The sequence below is a fragment of the Kitasatospora sp. NPDC056184 genome, from assembly GCF_042268405.1.
Lineage (GTDB): Bacteria > Actinomycetota > Actinomycetes > Streptomycetales > Streptomycetaceae > Kitasatospora.
This window is the reverse complement of record NZ_JBHJUI010000017.1, coordinates 159,330-179,646: the sequence shown is the minus strand read 5'-3', so window position 1 is coordinate 179,646 and position 20,317 is coordinate 159,330. Positions and strand designations below refer to the sequence as shown.

The following is a 20,317-nucleotide window of genomic DNA, read 5'->3' as shown; positions in this document are numbered from 1 at the left end:
CGGGGGCGTCCGTTCCGGGGGGCCCCCTTACCCCAAACATGCGGGGGGCGCGGGGGATGGCCCGCACGGGGGGGGGGGGGGGCCTGCACCCACCCCCCCCGGCCCTCCGGCGTTCCGCCGCACGACGGGTACGGCCCGCCCCCGGTACGCCGCGCCGGCCTCCCGGACGCGGCTCGCCGGCGGCGCAGGCCCACCGCGCCGGAGGGCGGGAGCGGTGATCCGCTCCCGCCCTCCGGCGTTCCGCCGCGGCCCGCTCAGTCCTGACCGGTGCGCAGCACCGTCTCGCGGATGAACAGCACGGTGACGAAGGCCAGCAGCGCGAACGGCGCCGCGACCAGGAAGACCACGCCGACACCGTGCCCGAAGGCGTCGGTGACCAGCGGCACCAGCGGCGCGGGCAGCCGGTGCAGGTCCGGGATGCCGCCGCCGAGCGAGCCGCCGCCCGCGGGGACGTGCGCGGCGGCCAGGTTCTCGGCGAGGTAGTGGCCGACCCGGTTGTTCATCAGCGCGCCGAGCGCCGAGACGCCCATCGCGCCGCCCATGGTGCGGAAGAAGGTGACGACCGAGCTGGCCGCGCCGAGTTCCGCGCGCGGCACGGTGTTCTGGACGGCGAGCACGAGGTTCTGCATGGTCAGGCCGAGGCCGACGCCGGTGACCGCCATGTAGACGGAGAGCAGGCCGTAGTTCGTGTCGGCCCGGGCGGTGCCGAGCAAGCCGAAGCCGATGGCCAGCAGCAGCGTGCCACTGACCAGGTAGGCCTTCCACTTGCCGTACTTGGTGATCATCTTCCCGGCGACGGTGGAGGAGACGGCCAGGCCGAGGATCATCGGCAGGGTCATCAGGCCGGCCACCGTCGGGGACTTCTCCCGGGCGAGCTGGAAGTACTGGCTGAGGAAGGTGGTCGCGCCGTACATCCCGATGCCGACCAGGACGCTGGCCAGCGCGGCGAGGGTGACCGTCCGGTGCTTGAACAGGTGCGGCGGGATGATCGGCTCGGCCGCGCGGCGCTCGACGACGACGGCGATCGCGCCGAGCAGCAGGCCGCCGCCGACCATGGCCGCGGTCTGCCAGGAGAGCCAGGCGTAGTTCTTGCCGGCCAGGGTGATCCAGATCATCAGCAGGCTGACCGCGCCGGTGATCACCAGCGCGCCCAGGTAGTCGATCTTCACCGGGCGCTTGACCACCGGCAGCTTCAGGGTGCGCTGCAGCACCAGGATCGCGGCCAGCGCGAACGGGATGCCGACGTAGAAGCACCAGCGCCAGCCGAGCCAGGAGGTGTCCACGATCACGCCGCCGATCAGCGGGCCGCCGATGGTGGCGAGTGCGAAGACGGCGCCGAAGTAGCCGCTGTACCGGCCGCGCTCGCGCGGCGGGACCATCGCGGCCAGGCAGATCTGGGCGAGGGCGGTGACACCGCCGGCGCCGATGCCCTGGAGGGCGCGGCAGGCGATCAGCTCGCCGGTGTTCTGGGAGAGGCCGGCCAGCGCGGAGGACGCGATGTAGATCACCAGGGCGATCTGCAGCAGCAGCTTCTTGCTGGCGAGGTCGGAGAGCTTGCCCCAGATCGGGGTGGAGGCGGTGAGGGTGAGCAGGGTCGCGGTGATCACCCAGGTGTAGGCGGACTGGCCGCCGTGCAGGTCGGTGAGGATGCGCGGCAGCGCGTTGGAGACGACGGTCGACGAGAGCACGGCGACGAAGAGGCCGAGCAGCAGGCCGGAGAGAGCCTCCATCACCTGCCGGTGCGTCATCGGTTGGTCGGTCGTGTCGGCGGCTCCGGTCGCGGCAGGCGTGGCGGTGGCGGTCATCGAGGTCCTTCGGAATAGTTGCCTGTAGCAACCATAAGGCTGGATGGTTGACTTGGGCAACATTCTTCAAGAGCAAGTAAAGCCCGGACCGATCCCGGCCCGGGCCCCACGCGCCCCGCGCGCCCCGCGCGCCCCGCTCAGCCGGCGGACACGGCCGCCTCGCCGACCACGTCGTTGAAGCGGTGCAGCAGTTCGGCGAAGCGGACCACGTCCTCCTCCGGCCAGCCCTCCATCAGCTCCCGCACCCGGCCCAGCCGGGCGGCCCGGGCGGCCAGGAACCGCCGCCGGCCGTCCTCGGTGAGCGAGACCCGCGCGGAGCGGCGGTCCTGCGGGTCCGCCTCCCGGGCCAGCAGGCCCAGCTCCTCCAGCGCCCGGATCTGCCGGCTGACCGTCGCCTTGCCGACCGCGAAGTGCACGCCGACGTCGGTCACCCGCACCGATCCGGCCTGCTCGATGTGGCTCAGCAGGCTGTACGCCATGCCCTCCAGTTGCGGGTGGACCCGCCGGGACAGCTCGGACATCCGGGCCCGGCCGCGCCGGAACAGCACCCCCACCTCGCGCTCCACCGCCAGCAGCGGGTCCTCGTCCGGGCCCTCGGCGCGATCCTCGTTCGGCGTACTCACCGCGCCAGTATCCCGCAGCACACCCGGACCGCCCCCGGCGCGGGAGAAACCTCGGCGAAACTAGTTCATGCTATTAAGTACCCGGTTTCCCCCGATACGCAAGGAGATGTGCATGACCGCCCCAGGGCAGCAGGGACAAGAGTCCGCCGAAGCACCGGAGAACGCGCCCGCACCGGCACCGAAGAAGGGCTTCGCGGCCGAGCTGAAGGGCGCGGTCACCCCGCGAGCGGCGCTGCTGGTGATCGGCGTGCTGCTCCTCCAGCTGGGCTTCGTCACCTCGTACGTGGGCGCGCTGCACCAGCCGAAGCCGCACGAGCTGTCGATCGCGGTGGTCGCCCCGCCGCAGGTCGCCCCGAAGCTGGTCCAGGGCCTGGAGTCGGTCCCGGACGAGGCCGTGCGGGCCGTGACCGCGCCGGACGCGGAGAGCGCCACCCAGCAGATCAAGGACCAGAAGATCTACGCCGCGCTGGTGGTGAACCCGGCGTCCACCGAGGACGTGCTGATGGTCGCCAACGCGCGCGGGCCGTCCGCCGCCCGGGCCGCCGAGACCATCGTCACCGGCCTGGAGAAGAGCCAGGGCCGCACGGTCGTGGTCCAGGACGTCGTGCCGCTCGCCCAGGGCGACGCCAACGGGCTCTCCTCCTTCTACCTGGTGATCGGCTGGTGCGTCGGCGGCTACCTGGTCGCCTCGATCCTCGGCGTCAGCGCCGGCGCCAAGCCCGCCAACGCCAACCGGGCGCTGATCCGGCTCGGCACCCTGGCGCTGTACTCGGTCGCGGCCGGCATCGGCGGTGCGATCATCGTCCAGACCGCCCTGGACGCGCTGCCCGGCCCGTTCTGGGCGCTGTCCGCCGTCGGCGCGCTGGTGGTCTTCGCGGTCGGCGCGTTCACCATGGCCCTGCAGTGCCTGTTCGACATCATCGGCATCGGCATCGCGGTGCTGATCTTCGTGGTGCTCGGCAACCCGAGCGCGGGCGGAGTCTTCCCGCCGCCGTTGATGCCGCCGTTCTGGCGCGCGATCGGCGCCTGGTTCCCGAACGGCGCCGGCACCGACGCGACCCGCTCGATCGCCTACTTCGACAGCACCAACCTGACCCAGCCGCTGCTGGTCCTGCTGGTCTGGGCGCTGGTCGGCGTCGGCATCACCTTCGCCGCCGTCCTCCGCAGGCCCTCGCACCTGAGCCGCGAACTGGTCACGGCCGAGGACGGGGCCTAAGGCTCCAGCCGGCCCGGGTCGGCGAGCAGCGACCGGACCACGCCGACCGCGGCCCCCAGCAGGGGGCCGCGGCGGCCCAGCCGGGAGACCGTCAGCCGCTCCTCCGACCAGGGCCGGACGGTCACCCGGGCGGCCAGCTCGGCCCGCATCGCGGGCAGCAGCCAGGGCGCCAGCTGGGCGTAGCCGCCGCCCAGCACCACCTCGGCCGGGTCCAGCAGGTTGACCGCCCCGGCCGCCGCGATGCCCAGCGCGGCCCCGGCGCCCGCGAGCGCCGCCCGCACCTCCTCGTCCCCGGCCCCGGCCCGCTCGGCGAGCAGCGCCACCCAGTCGCCCCGGACGCCCTCCAGCCCGGCCGCGCGCAGCACCGCCGACTCCCCCGCGTACTGCTCCAGGCAGCCGTGCGCCCCGCACGCGCAGCGCGGCCCCTCCGGATGCACCGGGACGTGGCCCAGCTCGCCCGCGTAGCCGCGCGCCCCGCGCAGCAGCCGGCCGTCGACGACGATCGCCGAGCCGATCCCGGCCTCGGCGGAGACGTGCAGGAAGTGCTCCGCCCCGCCGCCCAGCCAGAGCTCGGCGAGCCCGCCGAGGTTGGCCTCGTTGTCGGCCCGCACCGGGAGCTCGGCGAGGTCCCCCGCACTGGCGGCGCGCAGCGCGAGCCGCAGTTCGGCGGCGGCCCCGACGTCCCGCCAGCCCAGGTTGGCCGCCCGCCGGAGCAGCGCGCCGTCGGCGCCGACCAGTCCGGGCACGGCCAGTGCCAGCCCGGCCGGGCGCAGTCCGGCGTCGGCGGCGGCCCGGCGCAGCAGTTCGGCGAGGTCGGCCATCACGGCGGCGGGCTGCCGGCCCCGGTTGCGGATCTCCTGGCGGCGCCAGGCGCGGACCTCGCCGCGCAGGTCGACCACGCAGGCGCCCAGGTGCTCGACCCCGATCTCGGCGCCGAGGCCGGCCGGGCCGTCCCGGTTGAGCCCGAGCGCGGTGCCGGGCCGGCCGACCTTGCCGCTGGGGGCGGCCGGGCCCTCCTCGACCACCAGTCCGGCCGCGATCAGCTCCTCCGCGAGCGAGGAGACGGCGGCCCTGGTCAGCCCGGTCCGGGCGGCCACCTCGGCGCGCGAGCGCGGGGTCCGGGAGATGGCCCGGAGCACCAGCGCGAGATTGCTCCGGCGCATCCCCTGCTGGCTCGCCGGCCCGCCCGCCCGCGGACCCTGCGGCTCACGCATCGCGCTCACCCGCTCCGGCCTCCGCCGACCGCACCCGTGCACCCAGCGGCGGACCCGGCTGCGGGCCCGGCTGCGGACCCGCGCCGCCGACCCTCACGCCTCCGGGCTGCTCCGTCCGGGTGAAGACCCAGCGCTGCATCGCCCAGAAGCGGAACAGCATCGCCACGAAGGTGCCCAGCACCATCCCGCTCAGGAAGTCGGCGAGTTCCTGGGTCACCGGGCTGACCCACGGCTCGCGCAGGTCGAACAGGTAGCGCGAGGCGATCAGCGGCAGCACGTTGACGGCGATGGCGGCGGCGCTCACCAGCAGGAACAGCAGCGGCTCGCGCCGCCGCCAGGAGGAGCGGAAGCTCCACCGCCGGTTGAGCAGGTAGGAGACGGCGGTGCCGACCGCCGTCGCCGCGGTGAGCGCCACCACCGGCTTGCGCTCCAGCACGGTGAGCCGCAGCGCGTAGTTGATCAGCAGCGTCAGGACGAAGCAGCCGCTGCCGACCAGCAGGAACTTCACCAGCCGCCGGTGCCGGACCAGGTGGGGGCGGACCCCCTGCGGCACCCGGGCCAGGACGCGCTGGGTCAAGGACGGCACCTTCGCAGTCTGGCACGCACCCCGCGGCCCGTCCCGTCCGGCGGTCCACCGGACGGGACGGGCCGCGGGCCGCCGCCGTCAGGCCGCCGCCACCAGCACGCCGGCCGGCTCCAGGGCCAGCTCCAGCACCTCCCGGACGTCCGCGACCGGGTGGACGGCCAGCCGCTCCAGCACCTCGGCGGGGACGTCGTCCAGGTCGGCCTCGTTCCGCTTGGGGATGATCACCGTGGTGATCCCGGCCCGGTCGGCGGCGAGCAGCTTCTGCTTCACCCCGCCGATCGGCAGCACCCGCCCGGTCAGCGACACCTCACCGGTCATCGCCACGTCGGTGCGCACCTTGCGCCCGGAGAGCAGCGAGGCCAGCGCCGCGGTCATGGTGATGCCGGCGCTCGGCCCGTCCTTGGGGACGGCCCCGGCCGGGACGTGCAGGTGCACGCCGCGGTCGCGCAGCGAGGTGACCGGCAGCTCCAGCTCGGCGCCGCGCGAACGCAGGTAGGAGAGCGCGATGTGCGCGGACTCCTTCATGACGTCGCCCAGCTGGCCGGTCAGGGTCAGCCCGGTGCCGCCGGTCTCGGCGTCGGCGAGCGAGGCCTCGATGTAGAGGACGTCGCCGCCGGCCCCGGTGACCGCCAGGCCGGTGGCCACGCCGGGCACCGCGGTGCGCCGCTCGGCGGGCTCCTGGGCCGCCTCCGGGACGTGGTGCGGCCGGCCGATCAGGGCGCGCAGGTCCTCGGCGCCGATCGCGGCGGGCAGCTCGCGCTCGCCCAGCTCGTTCTGCGCGGCGACCTTGCGCAGCACCCGGGCGATCGCCCGTTCGAGGTTCCGGACGCCGGCCTCGCGGGTGTACTCGCCGGCCAGCCTGCGCAGCGCCGGCTCGTCGACCGCGACCTCCTCGCCCTTGAGCCCGGCCTTCTCCAGCTGGCGCGGGAGCAGGTGGTCGCGGGCGATGACGACCTTCTCGTCCTCGGTGTAGCCGTCCAGGCGCACCAGCTCCATCCGGTCGAGCAGCGGCTCGGGGATGGCCTCCAGCACGTTGGCGGTGGCGAGGAAGACCACGTCGGAGAGGTCCAGCTCGACCTCCAGGTAGTGGTCGCGGAAGGTGTGGTTCTGCGCCGGGTCGAGCACCTCCAGCAGGGCGGCGGCCGGGTCGCCCCGGTAGTCGGAGCCGACCTTGTCGATCTCGTCGAGCAGGACGACCGGGTTCATCGAGCCGGCCTCCTTGAGGGCGCGGACCAGCCGGCCGGGCAGCGCGCCGACGTAGGTGCGCCGGTGGCCGCGGATCTCCGCCTCGTCCCGGACGCCGCCGAGCGCGACCCGGACGAACTCGCGGCCCATGGCACGGGCCACCGACTCGCCGAGCGAGGTCTTGCCGACGCCGGGCGGGCCGACCAGGGCCAGCACCGCGCCTCCGCGGCGGCCGCCGACCAGCCCGAGCCCCTGCTCGGCCCGGCGCTTGCGGACCGCCAGGTACTCGACGATGCGCTCCTTCACGTCGGCCAGGCCGGCGTGGTCGGCGTCCAGCACCGCGCGGGCGCCGGCGATGTCGTAGGAGTCCTCGGTGCGCTCGTTCCAGGGCAGCTCCAGGACGGTGTCCAGCCAGGTGCGGATCCACGAGCCCTCGGGCGACTGGTCGCTGGAGCGCTCCAGCTTGTCGACCTCCTTGAGCGCGGCCTCGCGGACCTTCTCGGGCAGGTCGGCGGCCTCGACCCGGGCGCGGTAGTCGCCCTCCTCGTCGGCCGGGTCGCCGTTCAGCTCGGCCAGCTCCTTGCGGACGGCCTCCAGCTGGCGGCGGAGCAGGAACTCCTTCTGCTGCTTGGCCACGCCCTCCTCGACGTCCTTGCGGATGGTGTCGTTGACCTCCTCCTCGGCGAGGTGGTCGCGGAGCAGGCCGAGCGCGTACTCCAGTCGCGCGACCTGGTCGGCCTCCAGCAGCACCTTGAGCTTCTGCTCGGCGGTGGCGAAGGACGCGTAGCCGATGTTGTCGGCGAGCTCGCCGACGCCCTCGACGGCGGCCACCCGGTCGACGATCTGCCAGGCCCCGCGCTTGCGCAGCCACTGGGTGGACAGGCTCTTGTACTCCCGGACCAGCTCGGCGGCGCGGCCGGCCACCGGGGTGCCGACCGAGGACTCCCGGAACGGCGTGGTCTCCACCCAGAGCGCGGCGCCGGGCCCGGTGGTGCCAACGCCGATGCGCACCCGGCGCACCGCGCGGACCAGCGCCGCGGGCTGCCCGATCGCGTTGGGGCCGTCGGCCAGCCGGCCGACCTGCTCGACGGTGGCGAGGGTGCCGACCGCCGCGTACGAGCCGTCCACCCGCGGGACCAGCAGGACCTGGGGCTTCCCGGTGCTGCCCGTGGCGGCGGCGCGCGCGGCCTCGACGGCGGCGCGGACCTCGGTGTCCTTCAGGTCCAGCGGAACGACCATGCCCGGCAGGACGACCTCGTCGTCGAGCGGCAGCACGGGCAGGGTGAGCGGAGTGGACGTCGATGCCATGATCTCTCCCCGGTCAGTGAACTTGAGTCGACCTGACTAAGGATGGGGAGCCGCCGGATGTTCCCGGGCTCCCGTTCGCCGTGAGCGAACGGTGAAGGAGTCCTGGTGAGCCTGTCAAAACCGGGGCCGGACCAGGCTCAGAGCCGGTCCAGCACAGCCGCCCGGCGCGGCGCGGAGGCCGGCGCGGACGCGGATCGGGGGCGCGCGACGGACGCCCCGAGCCGGGTGGGACACGACCGGCGCCCGTCCCGACGGCGCAGCCACCGCCAGAGCACCACCCCGGCCAGCAGCGCCGCCGGATGGCCGACCCCGGTGACGAGGTCCCGGTCCTCGGCGATCTGCCCGCCGATCAGTGCCGCCGCCAGCCCGAGCGCGACCACCCGCCCGCCCGGCCGCAGCAGCCCGGCCAGCGCGCCGAGGCTGGCCAGCACGCCGTAGCTGACGCCGATGTCCAGGTAGTCCATCGCAGCCGGCTCCAGCCGCCCGCTCTCCACCCCGACGATCACCACCCCCTGGGAGAGCAGGGTGGCGCCGATGTGCCCGGCGGCGAAGACGACCGCCGCCCGGGCGGGGCCGACCCGGCGCTCCAGCGGCGCGACGGTGAGGGCGAAGGCCCACAGGTAGGGGACCCAGTCCGGGCCGGCCACCCAGAACCCGCTGAGCAGCAGGGCGCGCAGCGGGTGCTGCAGCAGGTTGTGCCCGTCCGAGCTGGAGGCCTCCTGGAGCCGGAGCACGAGGTCCGGGTCGGCCAGCCCGGCGAAGGTGGTGGTGGCGCCGACCACGGCGAGGTAGCCGAGCGCGAAGGGGTTGCGCCGCGGGGTCGGCACCCGGGCGAGCAGCCAGTCGACCGCCCCGGCGCGCAGACCGTGCCGGAGCAGCCCGTACGGCGGCCCGCCGTGCCCGGCGCGCGCCTGTCGCTCCGTCATGCCGCCTCCGCTCCAACGCCCGCAGCCGTCGCCTCCGGCGTGTCCAACGTACCGGTGCGTACCGGAAATCCCACCCCCCGTGATTTGTCGTGGCCACGGTACGGCCGGCTCCTGGGAGCCGGCTGGGAGAACGCTGGGCGCGGGGGGATCGCGGGGCGGCCGAATTGGTCCAGACCTTCTCCACCCCTCCGGGTGCCCGTCCCCGCTGACCGGCGGCTTGGCGCGAACCGATGTGCATACGTACCGTTACGGAGTGAAAAAACGCCGGGTAAGGTATCGGCCCGTGCCCACTTCCGAGTGGGCCCGACGGTCGGCCCGGCAAGCCGGCCCGCGGGCCGGAAATGCCCGGTCCACCTGCCGGGAATCACCCGCTGTCCGTACGCTGCGAGGTGTGCGGGAGAAGTGAGCGGCACACACCCGCTCGCCGGACACCGCGCACGCGACGGGACGGCGGACCCGGCACAGTCCACGACGGAACAAGACTACGAGCGGAGCCTTCGCCATCCCCACAGATGGCCGGCCCGCAGCCCTGGGGGCGGTGGCGTGACCGTGACAGAAATTCAGCAGGACAACCAGAACGCCGGCGGCACGGTGAGCAGTCAGCGCAGAGTGCTGGTGGTCGAGGACGAGCCCACGATCGCCGAGTCCATCGCGGCCCGGCTGGGCGCGGAGGGCTTCAAGGTCGCCGTGGCCCACGACGGCCCGGGCGCCGTCGACGGCTTCCACACCTGGCAGCCCGACCTCGTCGTCCTCGACATCATGCTGCCCGGCTTCGACGGCCTGGAGGTGTGCCGCCGGATCCAGGCCCAGCGCCCGGTACCGGTCCTGATGCTCACCGCGCGGGACGACGAGACGGACCTGCTGGTCGGCCTCGGCGTCGGCGCCGACGACTACATGACCAAGCCCTTCTCCATGCGCGAACTGGCAGCCCGGGTCAACGTCCTGCTGCGCCGCGTCGAGCGCGCCCAGCAGGCCGCCCGCACGCCCGCGCTGGGCAGCCTGCGCTTCGGCGAGCTGGAGATCGACCACGTGCAGCGCCGGGTCCGGCTGGCCGCGGGCGACGTCCACCTGACGCCGACCGAGTTCGACCTGCTCGCCTGCCTGGCCGCCCAGCCGCGCGCCGTGCTCACCCGCGAGCAGCTGCTGGCCGAGGTCTGGGACTGGACGGACGCGTCCGGCACCCGCACCGTCGACAGCCACGTCAAGGCACTGCGCCGGAAGATCGGCGCCAGCTGGATCCGCACCGTGCACGGCGTCGGATACGCGCTGGAGGCCCCGCTCTCGTAGCGGCGTACCTTCGGACACCGGGCCGCCGGGGGGCCCGCGTCCAGGACCGCCGTGCGCACCCACGCGGGGGATCACAGGGGACCAATGACCTTTCCACAGCAACGCAACGGGGACCTCGACGGCAGTCGGCCGCCCACACTGGCCGCCCGCGCCGCGCAACGGGTCTGGGCCGACATCCGGCCGCTCGACCCGGTCCGCTCGATCAAGGGCAAACTCGCCCTCCTGGTGATCGTGTCGGTCTTCCTGGCCACCGGCATGGTGGTCGTGGCGATCCGGTCCGAGACCCAGATCCGGATCATCATGATCTTCTCGATGATCGCCTCGCTGCTCTTCATGCAGTTCCTCGCGCACGGGCTGACCGCCCCGCTGCGCGACATGACCGCCGCCGCCCGCGCGATGGCCTCCGGCGACTACAGCCGCCGGGTCGAGGTGAACTCGCGCGACGAGATCGGCGAGCTGGCCGCCACCTTCAACCAGATGGCGGCCGATCTGGGGGCGGCCGACCGGCACCGCCGCGAGCTGGTCGCCAACGTCTCGCACGAGCTGCGCACGCCGATCGCCGCGCTGCACGCCGTGCTGGAGAACGTGGTCGACGGCGTCGTCCAGCCGAACCCGGCGACCCTGGGTGCCGCGCTGGAGCAGACCGAGCGGCTCGGCCGGCTGGTCGCCCACCTGCTCGACCTCTCCAAGATCGACGACGGCGTGGTCGACCTCGACGCGCGCCCCTTCGAGGTGCGCGAGTTCCTGGACGGCGTGCTGCGCGGGGTCACCGTGGACGGCGCGACGGCGGGCGGGGCGTTCTCCCGGCGCGGGGACGTCCGGCTCGCGCTGGAGGTGAGCCCGGCGGGCCTGACCGGCGTCGCCGACCCGGAGCGGCTCCACCAGGTGGTCGCCAACCTGGTCGACAACGCCTGCAAGCACTCCCCGCCCAACGGCACCGTGACCGTCCGCGCCCGGCCCGGCGAGGGTCCCGGCGCACTGCTGCTGGAGGTCGAGGACGAGGGCCCCGGCATCCCCGCGGCGGACCGGGCCCGGGTCTTCGAGCGGTTCGGGCGCAGCGGCACCGCGACCGCCTCCGGCCCCGGCTCCGACGGCGGGACCGGACTGGGCCTGGCCATCGCCCGCTGGGCGGTGGACCTGCACGGCGGGCGGATCGAGGTCGCCGAGGCCGCCCGCGGCTGCCGGATCGAGGTCCGGCTGCCCGGCCCGCGCTGAGCACCGCGCGCGGGCCGGGCGGCCGAAACCGCGGGCCGGACGACAGGGAAGGGGACAAATGTCACAGATCCGACACAGAGCCGCCCCCGGGGCACATGACCTACTTTGTCCGCTTTTACTTGCATTTGGGTGTCGGTCGGAACCGGTCGGTTCCCCTCCGATGCGCGTTTCTAACGCACATTTTCAGCCAAACCGCAGGTCAGGACTGTGATCTGGGCGACGCCTGCCCCCCGGGGACTGCGCGATCACTGGTCGGAGGCGTAGCCTTAATCCCCGCTGTCCAAACATCCCAAAAGGAAGCGGAAGAGGGCGGTTGCCGCCGTGTCGCCACAGTCCCCTGAACACCCCAACAGCTCGGCAAGCTCCACTGGCTTCGGCCCCAATGAGTGGCTCGTCGACGAGATCTACCAGCAGTACCTCCAGGACCCGAACTCGGTCGACCGAGCCTGGTGGGACTTTTTCGCCGACTACAAGCCCGGTACCGAGGTGACCCCAGTGACCCAGGCCGCGACCCCGGTCGGCACGACGCCGACCCCCGCCGCCGCCCCCGCGCCAGCTGCCGCTCCGGCCGCCCAGGCCCCCGCCGCTCCGGCCCCCGCGCCGGTGCAGCCGGCCCCGGCCGCCCCGGTGACGCCCGCCGCTCCGGCCCCCGCGCCGCTCGCCGCCGCTCCCGCCGCTCCGCCGGCCCCCAAGGCCGCCGCCCCGGCGCCCGCGCCCGCCCCCGAGCCGGCCGGCCCCGAGCTGATCCAGCTGCGCGGCCCGGCCAAGGCCGTGGCGACCAACATGGACGCTTCGCTGGAGGTGCCGACCGCGACCTCGGTCCGCGCCGTCCCGGCCAAGCTGTTGATCGACAACCGCATCGTCATCAACAACCACCTGCAGCGCGCCCGCGGCGGCAAGGTCTCCTTCACCCACCTGATCGGCTACGCCCTGGTCCAGGCCGTCAAGGCCTCGCCGGGCATGAACCACAGCTACAAGGTGGAGGACGGCAAGTCCTACCTGGTCAAGCCCGCGCACGTGAACCTCGGCCTGGCCATCGACCTGGTCAAGCCGAACGGCGACCGCCAGCTCGTCGTCGCGGCCATCAAGAAGGCCGAGACCCTCGACTTCTTCGGCTTCTGGCAGGCCTACGAGGACATCGTCCGCCGGGCCCGCGCCAACAAGCTGACCATGGACGACTTCACCGGCGTCACGGTCTCGCTGACCAACCCCGGCGGCATCGGCACCGTGCACTCCGTGCCGCGCCTCATGCAGAACCAGGGCACCATCGTCGGCGTCGGCGCCATGGAGTACCCGGCCGAGTTCCAGGGCTCCGCCCCGGAGACCCTGGCCCGCCTCGGCGTCTCCAAGATCATGACGCTGACCTCGACCTACGACCACCGCGTCATCCAGGGCGCGGCGTCGGGCGAGTTCCTGCGCACGATCCACCAGCTGCTGCTCGGGCAGAACGGCTTCTACGACGAGATCTTCGAGTCGCTGCGGATCCCGTACGAGCCGGTCCGCTGGGCCACCGACGTCGCCACCACCCACGACGACGAGGTCAACAAGACCGCCCGCGTCATGGAGCTGATCCACTCCTACCGGGTCCGCGGCCACCTCATGGCCGACACCGACCCGCTGGAGTACAAGCAGCGCAAGCACCCCGACCTGGACGTCACCACGCACGGCCTCACCCTGTGGGACCTGGAGCGCGAGTTCGCGGTCGGCGGCTTCGGCGGCCAGCGGATGATGAAGCTGCGCGACATCCTCGGCCTGCTGCGCAACACCTACTGCCGCACCGTCGGCATCGAGTACATGCACATCCAGGACCCGACGCAGCGCAAGTGGCTGCAGGAGCGCCTGGAGAAGCCGTACACCAAGCCCGAGCGCGAGGAGCAGCTGCGCATCCTGCGCCGGCTGAACTCGGCCGAGGCGTTCGAGACCTTCCTGCAGACCAAGTACGTCGGGCAGAAGCGCTTCTCGCTGGAGGGCGGCGAGTCGCTCATCCCGCTGCTGGACGCCACCATCGACTCGGCCGCCGAGCACCGCCTCGACGAGGCCGTCATCGGCATGGCCCACCGCGGCCGCCTCAACGTGCTGGCCAACATCGTCGGCAAGCCGTACGGCAAGATCTTCGGCGAGTTCGAGGGCAACCTCGACCCGAAGTCGATGCACGGCTCCGGCGACGTGAAGTACCACCTGGGCTCCGAGGGCACCTTCACCGGCCTGGACGGCGAGACCATCAAGGTCTCGCTGGCCGCCAACCCCTCCCACCTGGAGGCCGTGGACCCGGTCGTCGAGGGCATCGCCCGCGCCAAGCAGGACATCCTGGACCAGGGCGGCACCACCTTCCCGGTGCTGCCGATCCAGATCCACGGCGACGCGGCCTTCGCCGGCCAGGGCGTCGTCGCGGAGACCCTGAACATGTCGCAGCTGCGCGGCTACCGCACCGGCGGCACCGTGCACATCGTGGTGAACAACCAGGTCGGCTTCACCGCCGCCCCGGCGTCCAGCCGCTCCTCGATGTACTGCACCGACGTGGCCCGCATGATCGAGGCCCCGATCTTCCACGTGAACGGCGACGACCCGGAGGCCGTGGTCCGCGTCGCGCGGCTCGCCTTCGAGTTCCGCCAGGAGTTCCACAAGGACGTGGTGATCGACCTCATCTGCTACCGCCGCCGCGGTCACAACGAGGCCGACAACCCGTCGTTCACCCAGCCGCTGATGTACGACCTGATCGACAAGAAGCGCTCGGTGCGCAAGCTGTACACCGAGGGCCTGATCGGTCGCGGCGACATCACCATGGAAGAGGCGGAGCAGGCGCTCCAGGACTTCCAGGGCCAGCTGGAGAAGGTCTTCGCCGAGGTCCGCGACGCGGCCCAGGCCCCGGCCGCCGCCACCAGCGGCAAGCCGGTCGCCGACTTCCCGGTGACCATCCTGACCGGCATCTCCCAGGAGATGGTCAAGCGGATCGCCGCCTCCCAGGTCAACCTGCCGGACTGGCTGACCGTCCACCCGCGCCTGCTGCCGCAGCTGCAGCGCCGCGCCGCCTCGGTCGAGGACAACACCATCGACTGGGCGACCGGCGAGACCCTCGCCATCGGCTCGCTGCTCATGGAGGGCCACCCGGTCCGCCTGGCCGGCCAGGACAGCCGCCGCGGCACCTTCGGCCAGCGGCACGCCGTCCTGATCGACCGGGCCACCGGCGAGGACTACACCCCGCTGCAGTACCTCACCGAGGACCAGGCCCGCTACACCGTGTACGACAGCCTGCTGTCCGAGTACGCGGCGATGGGCTTCGAGTACGGCTACTCGCTGACCCGCCCGAACGCGCTGGTCATGTGGGAGGCGCAGTTCGGCGACTTCGTCAACGGCGCGCAGACCATGGTGGACGAGTACATCGCCTCCGCCGAGCAGAAGTGGGGCCAGCACTCCGGCGTCACCCTGCTGCTGCCGCACGGCTACGAGGGCCAGGGCCCGGACCACTCGTCCGCCCGCCCGGAGCGCTTCCTCCAGCTGTGCGCGCAGAACAACATGACGGTCGCCATGCCGACCCTGCCGTCGAACTACTTCCACCTGCTCCGCTGGCAGGCGCACAACCCGCACCACAAGCCGCTGGTCGTCTTCACCCCGAAGTCGATGCTGCGTCTCAAGGCCGCGGCGAGCGCCACCGAGGAGTTCCTGTCCGGCTCCTTCCGCCCGGTCATCGGTGACACCACCGTCGACCCGGCGCAGGTCCGCAAGGTGGTCATCACCGCCGGCAAGTTCTACTACGACGTCGAGGCGGCCCGCACCGAGCGCGGCGTCACCGACACGGCGATCGTCCGGGTCGAGCGGCTCTACCCGCTGCCGGTGGCCGAGCTCCAGGAGGAGCTGGCCCGCTACGGCGACGACGTCCAGTTCATCTGGGCGCAGGAGGAGCCGGCCAACCAGGGTGCCTGGCCGTTCATCGCGATGAACCTGGTCGACCACCTGCAGGTCGTCGTCGGCCGCAGCGCCAACGGCGCCCGGCTGCGCCGCGTCGCCCGCACGGCCTCCTCGGCCCCGGCGGTCGGCTCGGCCAAGCGGCACGGTGCCGAGCAGCAGCAGCTGCTGGAGGAGATCTTCACGATCTGACCCCCCGGTCGGCCGCGTGACCCACGGCCCCCCGTTCCCCCCGGACTCCGGCGGGAACGGGGGGCCGCCGCCGTTCCCGGGGCCGGTGCGGTCCGCGCCGGTGCGGTCCGGCGCGCACCGGGTGTGTGCGAAGGTCCCAGCTCTGCAACCAAACGCACACCCACCTGCGCGCCCTCCTGACGGGTCGATAGGTTAGGGCCCGCCGGGCCGCCGCCCGGGCGCCCGTCGCGCGCCCGCCGTCGGTGGCCGGTGGACCTCACCGCTCTCCCAGGGGGATCAACCGCATGACCGCCGACACGCCACCCGCCGCCCCGCTCCCACCGGTCTTCCAGCCGCTGCTCCCGGACGACCCGCGGGAGGTCGGCGGCTACCGGCTGTTCGCCCGGCTCGGGGCCGGCGGCATGGGCCGGGTCTACCTCTCGTACACGCCCGGCGGCCGGCCGGTGGCGCTCAAGGTCGTCCGCCCGGAGTTCGCCGAGGACGGCGAGTTCCGCCGCCGGTTCGCCCAGGAGGTGTCCAACGCCCAGCGGATCCACGGCCTCTACACCGCCCAGGTGATCGACTCCGGCGGTCTGGACGGCGACGCCCCGTGGCTGGTCACCGCGTACGTCCCCGGCCCGTCCCTGCAGCAGGTGGTGCGGGAGAACGGCGCGCTGCCGGTCCGCACCGTGCTGCTGCTGATGGGCGGCATCGCCGAGGCGCTGCAGGCGATCCACAGCGTCGAGGTGGTCCACCGGGACCTCAAGCCGGCCAATGTGCTGGTGGCCGGCGACGGCCCGCGGGTGATCGACTTCGGCATCGCCCGGGCCGCCGACGCCACCGCGCTCACCGGCACCGGCTACCGGATCGGCTCGCCCGCCTTCATGTCGCCCGAGCAGGCCCAGGGCCGCCCGGTCACCCCGGCCACCGACGTGTTCGCGCTCGGCGCGCTGGCCGCGTACGTGGCCGGCGGCGCCGCGCCGTTCGGCGACGGCCCGGACACCGCCGTGCTCTACCGGGTGGTGCACGAGCAGCCCGACCTGGACGCCGTCCCGGCCGGGCTGCGCGAGCTGGTCCTGCGCTGCCTCGCGAAGTCGCCCGAGGACCGGCCCCGGCCGGCCGAGATCATCGACATCGCCCGCAACCACCCGAGCGTCGGCGGACAGCTGCGGTTCTCCGACGACTGGCTGCCCAAGCAGGTCAACACCGAGATCACCCGCCGCTCGGACCTCCCGAAGACCCCGCCCACCCCGCTGCCGGCCTCGCCCGCCGCCCCGCCCGCTCCCCCCGCCGGTCCGCCCACCGGCGGGCACCTCGCCGCGCCGCCGCCGCCGGCCGCGGCGCCGACCCACCAGCCCACCGCGCCGTCCTTCGGCCCGCCGCCGCCCGGCTTCGGCCCGGCCCGGCCGGACACCCCGCCACCCGGCTTCGTCCCGCCGCCGCTCGGCGCGTACGGCGCCGCGCAGACGCCCGCCGAGGCGCCGACCGGCCCGCTGCTCGGCACCCCGCCGACCGTCCAGCTGCGCACGGAGCCGCCGTCCTACGACACCCCGCCGCCCGGGCCGGTGGTCACCGACACCCCGGCGGCCGCGCCGGAGCCGGCCCGCAAGGGCGGCGTCTCCTGGAAGGTGCTGCTGACCGTCGCCCTGGTGATGGCGCTCGGCGGCACGGTCGGCGGGGTGGCGCTGTCCAAGATGGGCAAGGACGACGACAGGACGAGCTCCGCCCAGGACGCCCCGGCGGCCACCCAGCCCGCCGCCGCCCCGCCGGCCGGCACCCCGTCGGCGGCCGCCACCGCGCCGTCCGCCGCGGCCGACACCCCGACCTCGGCGCCGGTCAGCGCCGCACCGAGCAGGTCGGCCACGGCCGGCGGGGTCACCGCGCCGGCCCGGCCGACCGGCTACCAGCCGGTGATCGAGAAGAAGGCGCTGGCCATCCCGGCCGCCGAGTACTCCAGCGAGGCGTACCGGATCGACCTCACGGCCGGCACCGTGGTCCCGCGCGGCGGCGACCTGAAGTGGGGGCTCGGCCTGAGCCGGGAGTCCACCTCCAGCGGCAGCCGGGCCGACTCCTTCGCGAGCGCGGGCGACAACAAGTCCGACTTCGCGGTGATCACCGACGCCGCCGTCACCCCGGAGCAGTGCGTCGCCGCGATCGACTCCCGGCCGGACACCGACCTGACGTTCAACCGGGTCACCCCGGGCCGGCTGCTGTGCATCCGCGACCGGACCACCCGCAACATCGCCATCGCCGCCGTGGAGGTCGCCGACCCCACCACCGGCGCCGCCAAGGTCACCCTGTCCACCTGGCGGGCGAGCTGACCCGGTCTATCCTGACCAGGTCGAATCCCCATCGGACCGGAGCGAACCCGTGTACTTCACCGACCGCGGCATCGAGGAACTGGAGAGCCGGCGCGGCGACGAGGAGGTCACCTTCGAGTGGCTGGCCGAGCGCCTGCGCGAGTTCGTCGACCTCAACCCGGACTTCGAGGTCCCGGTCGAGCGGCTGGCCACCTGGCTGGCGCGGCTCGACGACGAGGACGACGAGTGACCGGCTGACCCGGTGAACGGCCGTCGAAAGGGCCCGGAGGCACCCGCCTCCGGGCCCTTTCGCGCGCCCCCGTAGGGGCGGGTCTCCGGGTCCGCTCCGGGTCGGCCTCGGGGTGGGGTTCCCTTGACTTCGCCGTCACGCGATATATCGTCTTCAGGGAGAGAACGCGATACATCGCGAGTCCGAAACGGGAGGCGGCAGAGATGAGCCAGTGGACGGTCGAAGGACCCGACAGGATCACCATCGAGGAGACGGTCCGGACCCTGCAGGTGCGCACCGTCGACGGCGCGGTCAACGTGGTCGCCGCCGAGGGCCCGGCCCGCCTGGAGGTCACCGAGCTCAAGGGCGAGGCGCTGCACGTCACCCTGGTCGACGGCGTCCTCACCGTCACCTACAAGGACCTCAGCAGCTGGAACGACTTCGGCGACGTCCTCAAGTCGGTCGACTCGGTGAAGGGCTTCCTCTCCTCCTTCAAGCGCAAGCGGACCGCCGCGGTCACCCTGACCGTGCCGGCCGGCACCGAGGTCAAGGTCGGCACCGTCTCCGCCACGACGACGGTCTCCGGCATCACCGGGCACGTCTCGACCCAGACCGCCAACGCCGACATCACCCTGGTCGGCCTGGCCGGCCGGACCGACGCCAGGACCGTCACCGGCGACGTGGACGCCCAGTCGGTGGCCGGCCAGCTGCGGCTCAACACCGTCTCGGGCCGGCTCACCGTGGTCGCCGGCACCGCCGAGAAGGTGTCCGCCAACGCCGTGACAGGCGCGGTCACCCTGGACCTCGCGGCCGACTCCCCGACCGAGATCAAGGTCAACACGGTCAGCGGCGCGGTCGGCGTCCGGCTCCCCTCGCTGGCCGACACCCGGGTCGAGGCCGGCACCACCAGCGGCGACCTCTCCTCCAGCTTCGAGCAGCTCAAGGTCGGCGGCAGCTGGGGCACCAAGCGCCTCTCCGGCCAGCTCGGCGACGGCAAGGGCAGCCTCTCGGTCACCACCGTCTCCGGCGCGGTCACCGTGCTGCACCGGCCCGACGCCGAGGACGACGCCCAGGCGGCCGTCCGGGAGCTGCCCGCCGGGGACGGCCCGTCCACCGGCCCCGACCTCACCAAGGAGGCCTGACATGACCCCCGTCTTCGGCCACGGCCGGCTCCGGCTCTACCTGCTCAAGCTGCTCGACGAGGCCCCGCGCCACGGCTACGAGGTCATCCGCCTGCTGGAGGAGCGCTTCCAGGGCCTGTACGCGCCGTCCGCCGGCACCGTCTACCCCCGCCTGGCCAAGCTGGAGCAGGAGGGGCTGGTCGCGCACAGCACCGAGGGCGGCCGCAAGGTCTACCGGCTCACCGACGCGGGCCGCGCCGAACTCGCCGCCCGGCAGGGCGAGCTGGACGAGCTGGAGCTGGAGATCCACGACTCGGTGGCCCAGCTCGCCGGGGCGATCCGCGAGGACGTCCGGGACAGCGCCCAGGACCTGCGCGAGCAGCTCTGGGGCGCGGCCGAGCAGGCCCGGAGGAACGCGCCGCGGCCGGAGGCCGAGGACGGGGACGGGGCGACCGGCAACCCGTGGGCCGGGCCGTGGGGCGACCAGGCCGCCTGGCAGCGCGCCAAGGAGGAGTTCGCCCAGTTCAAGCGGCAGGCCAAGGAGCAGGCCAAGCGGGCCAAGGAGCAGGAGAAGGCCGCCAAGGCCAAGGCCAAGGCGGCCGAGGAGGAGGCCCGCCGGCTGCGCGAGCAGTCCAAGGCGGCGCGGACGGCGGCCCAGCAGGAGGCGCTGCGGATCAAGCGCCGGGTCGAGCAGCAGGTGCGCGACCACGCGGCCCGCGGCGACTGGCCGACCGGGCTGGCCGAGGGGCTCTCCGAGCTGACCAAGGGACTGGCCGGGCTGGCCGACGCGGCCCGCTGGGGCCACCCGTCCGACGGGCCGGCCGGGCCCGTCGGCGGTGCGCCGGCCGCCGAGCGGGTCACCGTCACCCGGATCGACCTGGACAAGGACGAGCCGGCCGGCGGGGCCGCCGCCGACCTGCCGCCGTGGGCCGCCACCGACCCGGCCGGCGACCCGGCCCGGGAGCTGGAGCGGCTGCTGGACCGGTTCCGCGACCAGGTCCGCGACGCGGCCCGGGACGGCGGGGTGACGCCCGAACGCCTCGCCGAGGCCCGCGGCGTGCTGGGCGCGGCCGGGGAGCGGCTGAAGCGCCTGCTCGACTGAGCCGGAGCACGGAGGCCCGGTACCCCGCGCGGGGGGCCCGGGCGGCCGGGGCGCGGGGGCCCCCCCCCCCGGGGCGGGCGGGGGGGGGGGGCCACCGTGGGCAGTACACGCCCCCCCGCCCCCCGG

14 protein-coding genes are annotated in these 20,317 nt (G+C 74.0%); 8 read left to right on the top strand and 6 right to left on the bottom strand.

Going from position 1 to position 20,317, the window contains the following annotated elements; all coding sequences use genetic code 11:
- Window positions 1–254: 254 nt before the first annotated feature.
- Window positions 255–1,805, bottom strand: coding sequence for an MDR family MFS transporter (locus ACFC0B_RS29185; protein ID WP_376092155.1), 1,551 nt, complete (start codon window positions 1,803–1,805; stop codon window positions 255–257).
- Between the two features lie 137 nt (window positions 1,806–1,942).
- Window positions 1,943–2,428: a MarR family winged helix-turn-helix transcriptional regulator gene (locus ACFC0B_RS29180; RefSeq protein WP_376092152.1), complete on the bottom strand. Its 486-nt coding sequence runs from the start codon at window positions 2,426–2,428 to the stop codon at window positions 1,943–1,945.
- Window positions 2,429–2,540: 112 nt separating this feature from the next.
- Between ACFC0B_RS29180 and ACFC0B_RS29175 the strand changes: the two genes are divergently transcribed.
- Entirely contained in the window at window positions 2,541–3,644 is a 1,104-nt protein-coding gene (locus ACFC0B_RS29175) for an ABC transporter permease (RefSeq protein ID WP_376092149.1), read from the top strand.
- On the opposite strand, the gene ACFC0B_RS29170 is transcribed toward ACFC0B_RS29175, so the two are convergent.
- From ACFC0B_RS29170 to ACFC0B_RS29155, 4 genes are all read right to left on the bottom strand, one after another.
- A complete protein-coding gene (locus tag ACFC0B_RS29170; RefSeq protein ID WP_376092146.1) occupies window positions 3,641–4,858 on the bottom strand; it encodes an ROK family protein in 1,218 nt (405 codons plus the stop codon). The genes ACFC0B_RS29175 and ACFC0B_RS29170 overlap by 4 nt on opposite strands.
- Window positions 4,851–5,444 (bottom strand): GtrA family protein, encoded by a 594-nt coding sequence (locus tag ACFC0B_RS29165; protein WP_376092143.1) that lies wholly within the window; start codon window positions 5,442–5,444, stop codon window positions 4,851–4,853. The genes ACFC0B_RS29170 and ACFC0B_RS29165 overlap by 8 nt, the downstream gene beginning before the upstream one ends.
- A gap of 78 nt (window positions 5,445–5,522) precedes the next feature.
- Complete coding sequence (lon, locus tag ACFC0B_RS29160; RefSeq protein WP_376092140.1) at window positions 5,523–7,937, bottom strand: endopeptidase La; 2,415 nt, start codon at window positions 7,935–7,937, stop codon at window positions 5,523–5,525.
- A gap of 137 nt (window positions 7,938–8,074) precedes the next feature.
- Window positions 8,075–8,863: a rhomboid-like protein gene (locus ACFC0B_RS29155; protein WP_376092137.1), complete on the bottom strand. Its 789-nt coding sequence runs from the start codon at window positions 8,861–8,863 to the stop codon at window positions 8,075–8,077.
- Window positions 8,864–9,412: 549 nt separating this feature from the next.
- Here ACFC0B_RS29155 and ACFC0B_RS29150 point away from each other — a divergent pair.
- The 7 genes from ACFC0B_RS29150 (at window position 9,413) to ACFC0B_RS29120 (ending at window position 20,191) form a co-directional block, all read left to right on the top strand.
- The gene (locus ACFC0B_RS29150; RefSeq protein ID WP_376092134.1) at window positions 9,413–10,150 is read left to right on the top strand and encodes a response regulator transcription factor; all 738 of its coding nucleotides are present in this window, start codon (window positions 9,413–9,415) and stop codon (window positions 10,148–10,150) included.
- 84 nt (window positions 10,151–10,234) lie between these two features.
- A complete protein-coding gene (locus ACFC0B_RS29145) occupies window positions 10,235–11,365 on the top strand; it encodes a sensor histidine kinase (protein ID WP_376092131.1) in 1,131 nt (376 codons plus the stop codon).
- Window positions 11,366–11,686: 321 nt separating this feature from the next.
- Complete coding sequence (locus ACFC0B_RS29140) at window positions 11,687–15,460, top strand: multifunctional oxoglutarate decarboxylase/oxoglutarate dehydrogenase thiamine pyrophosphate-binding subunit/dihydrolipoyllysine-residue succinyltransferase subunit (protein WP_376092128.1); 3,774 nt, start codon at window positions 11,687–11,689, stop codon at window positions 15,458–15,460.
- 284 nt (window positions 15,461–15,744) lie between these two features.
- Window positions 15,745–17,760, top strand: coding sequence for a serine/threonine-protein kinase (locus tag ACFC0B_RS29135; protein WP_376092125.1), 2,016 nt, complete (start codon window positions 15,745–15,747; stop codon window positions 17,758–17,760).
- 49 nt (window positions 17,761–17,809) lie between these two features.
- A complete protein-coding gene (locus tag ACFC0B_RS29130; RefSeq protein ID WP_030309148.1) occupies window positions 17,810–17,989 on the top strand; it encodes a DUF6104 family protein in 180 nt (59 codons plus the stop codon).
- Window positions 17,990–18,192: 203 nt separating this feature from the next.
- The gene (locus ACFC0B_RS29125; RefSeq protein ID WP_376092121.1) at window positions 18,193–19,110 is read left to right on the top strand and encodes a DUF4097 domain-containing protein; all 918 of its coding nucleotides are present in this window, start codon (window positions 18,193–18,195) and stop codon (window positions 19,108–19,110) included.
- Window position 19,111: 1 nt separating this feature from the next.
- Window positions 19,112–20,191 (top strand): PadR family transcriptional regulator, encoded by a 1,080-nt coding sequence (locus ACFC0B_RS29120; RefSeq protein ID WP_376092118.1) that lies wholly within the window; start codon window positions 19,112–19,114, stop codon window positions 20,189–20,191.
- The last annotated feature ends 126 nt before the right edge of the window (window positions 20,192–20,317 follow it).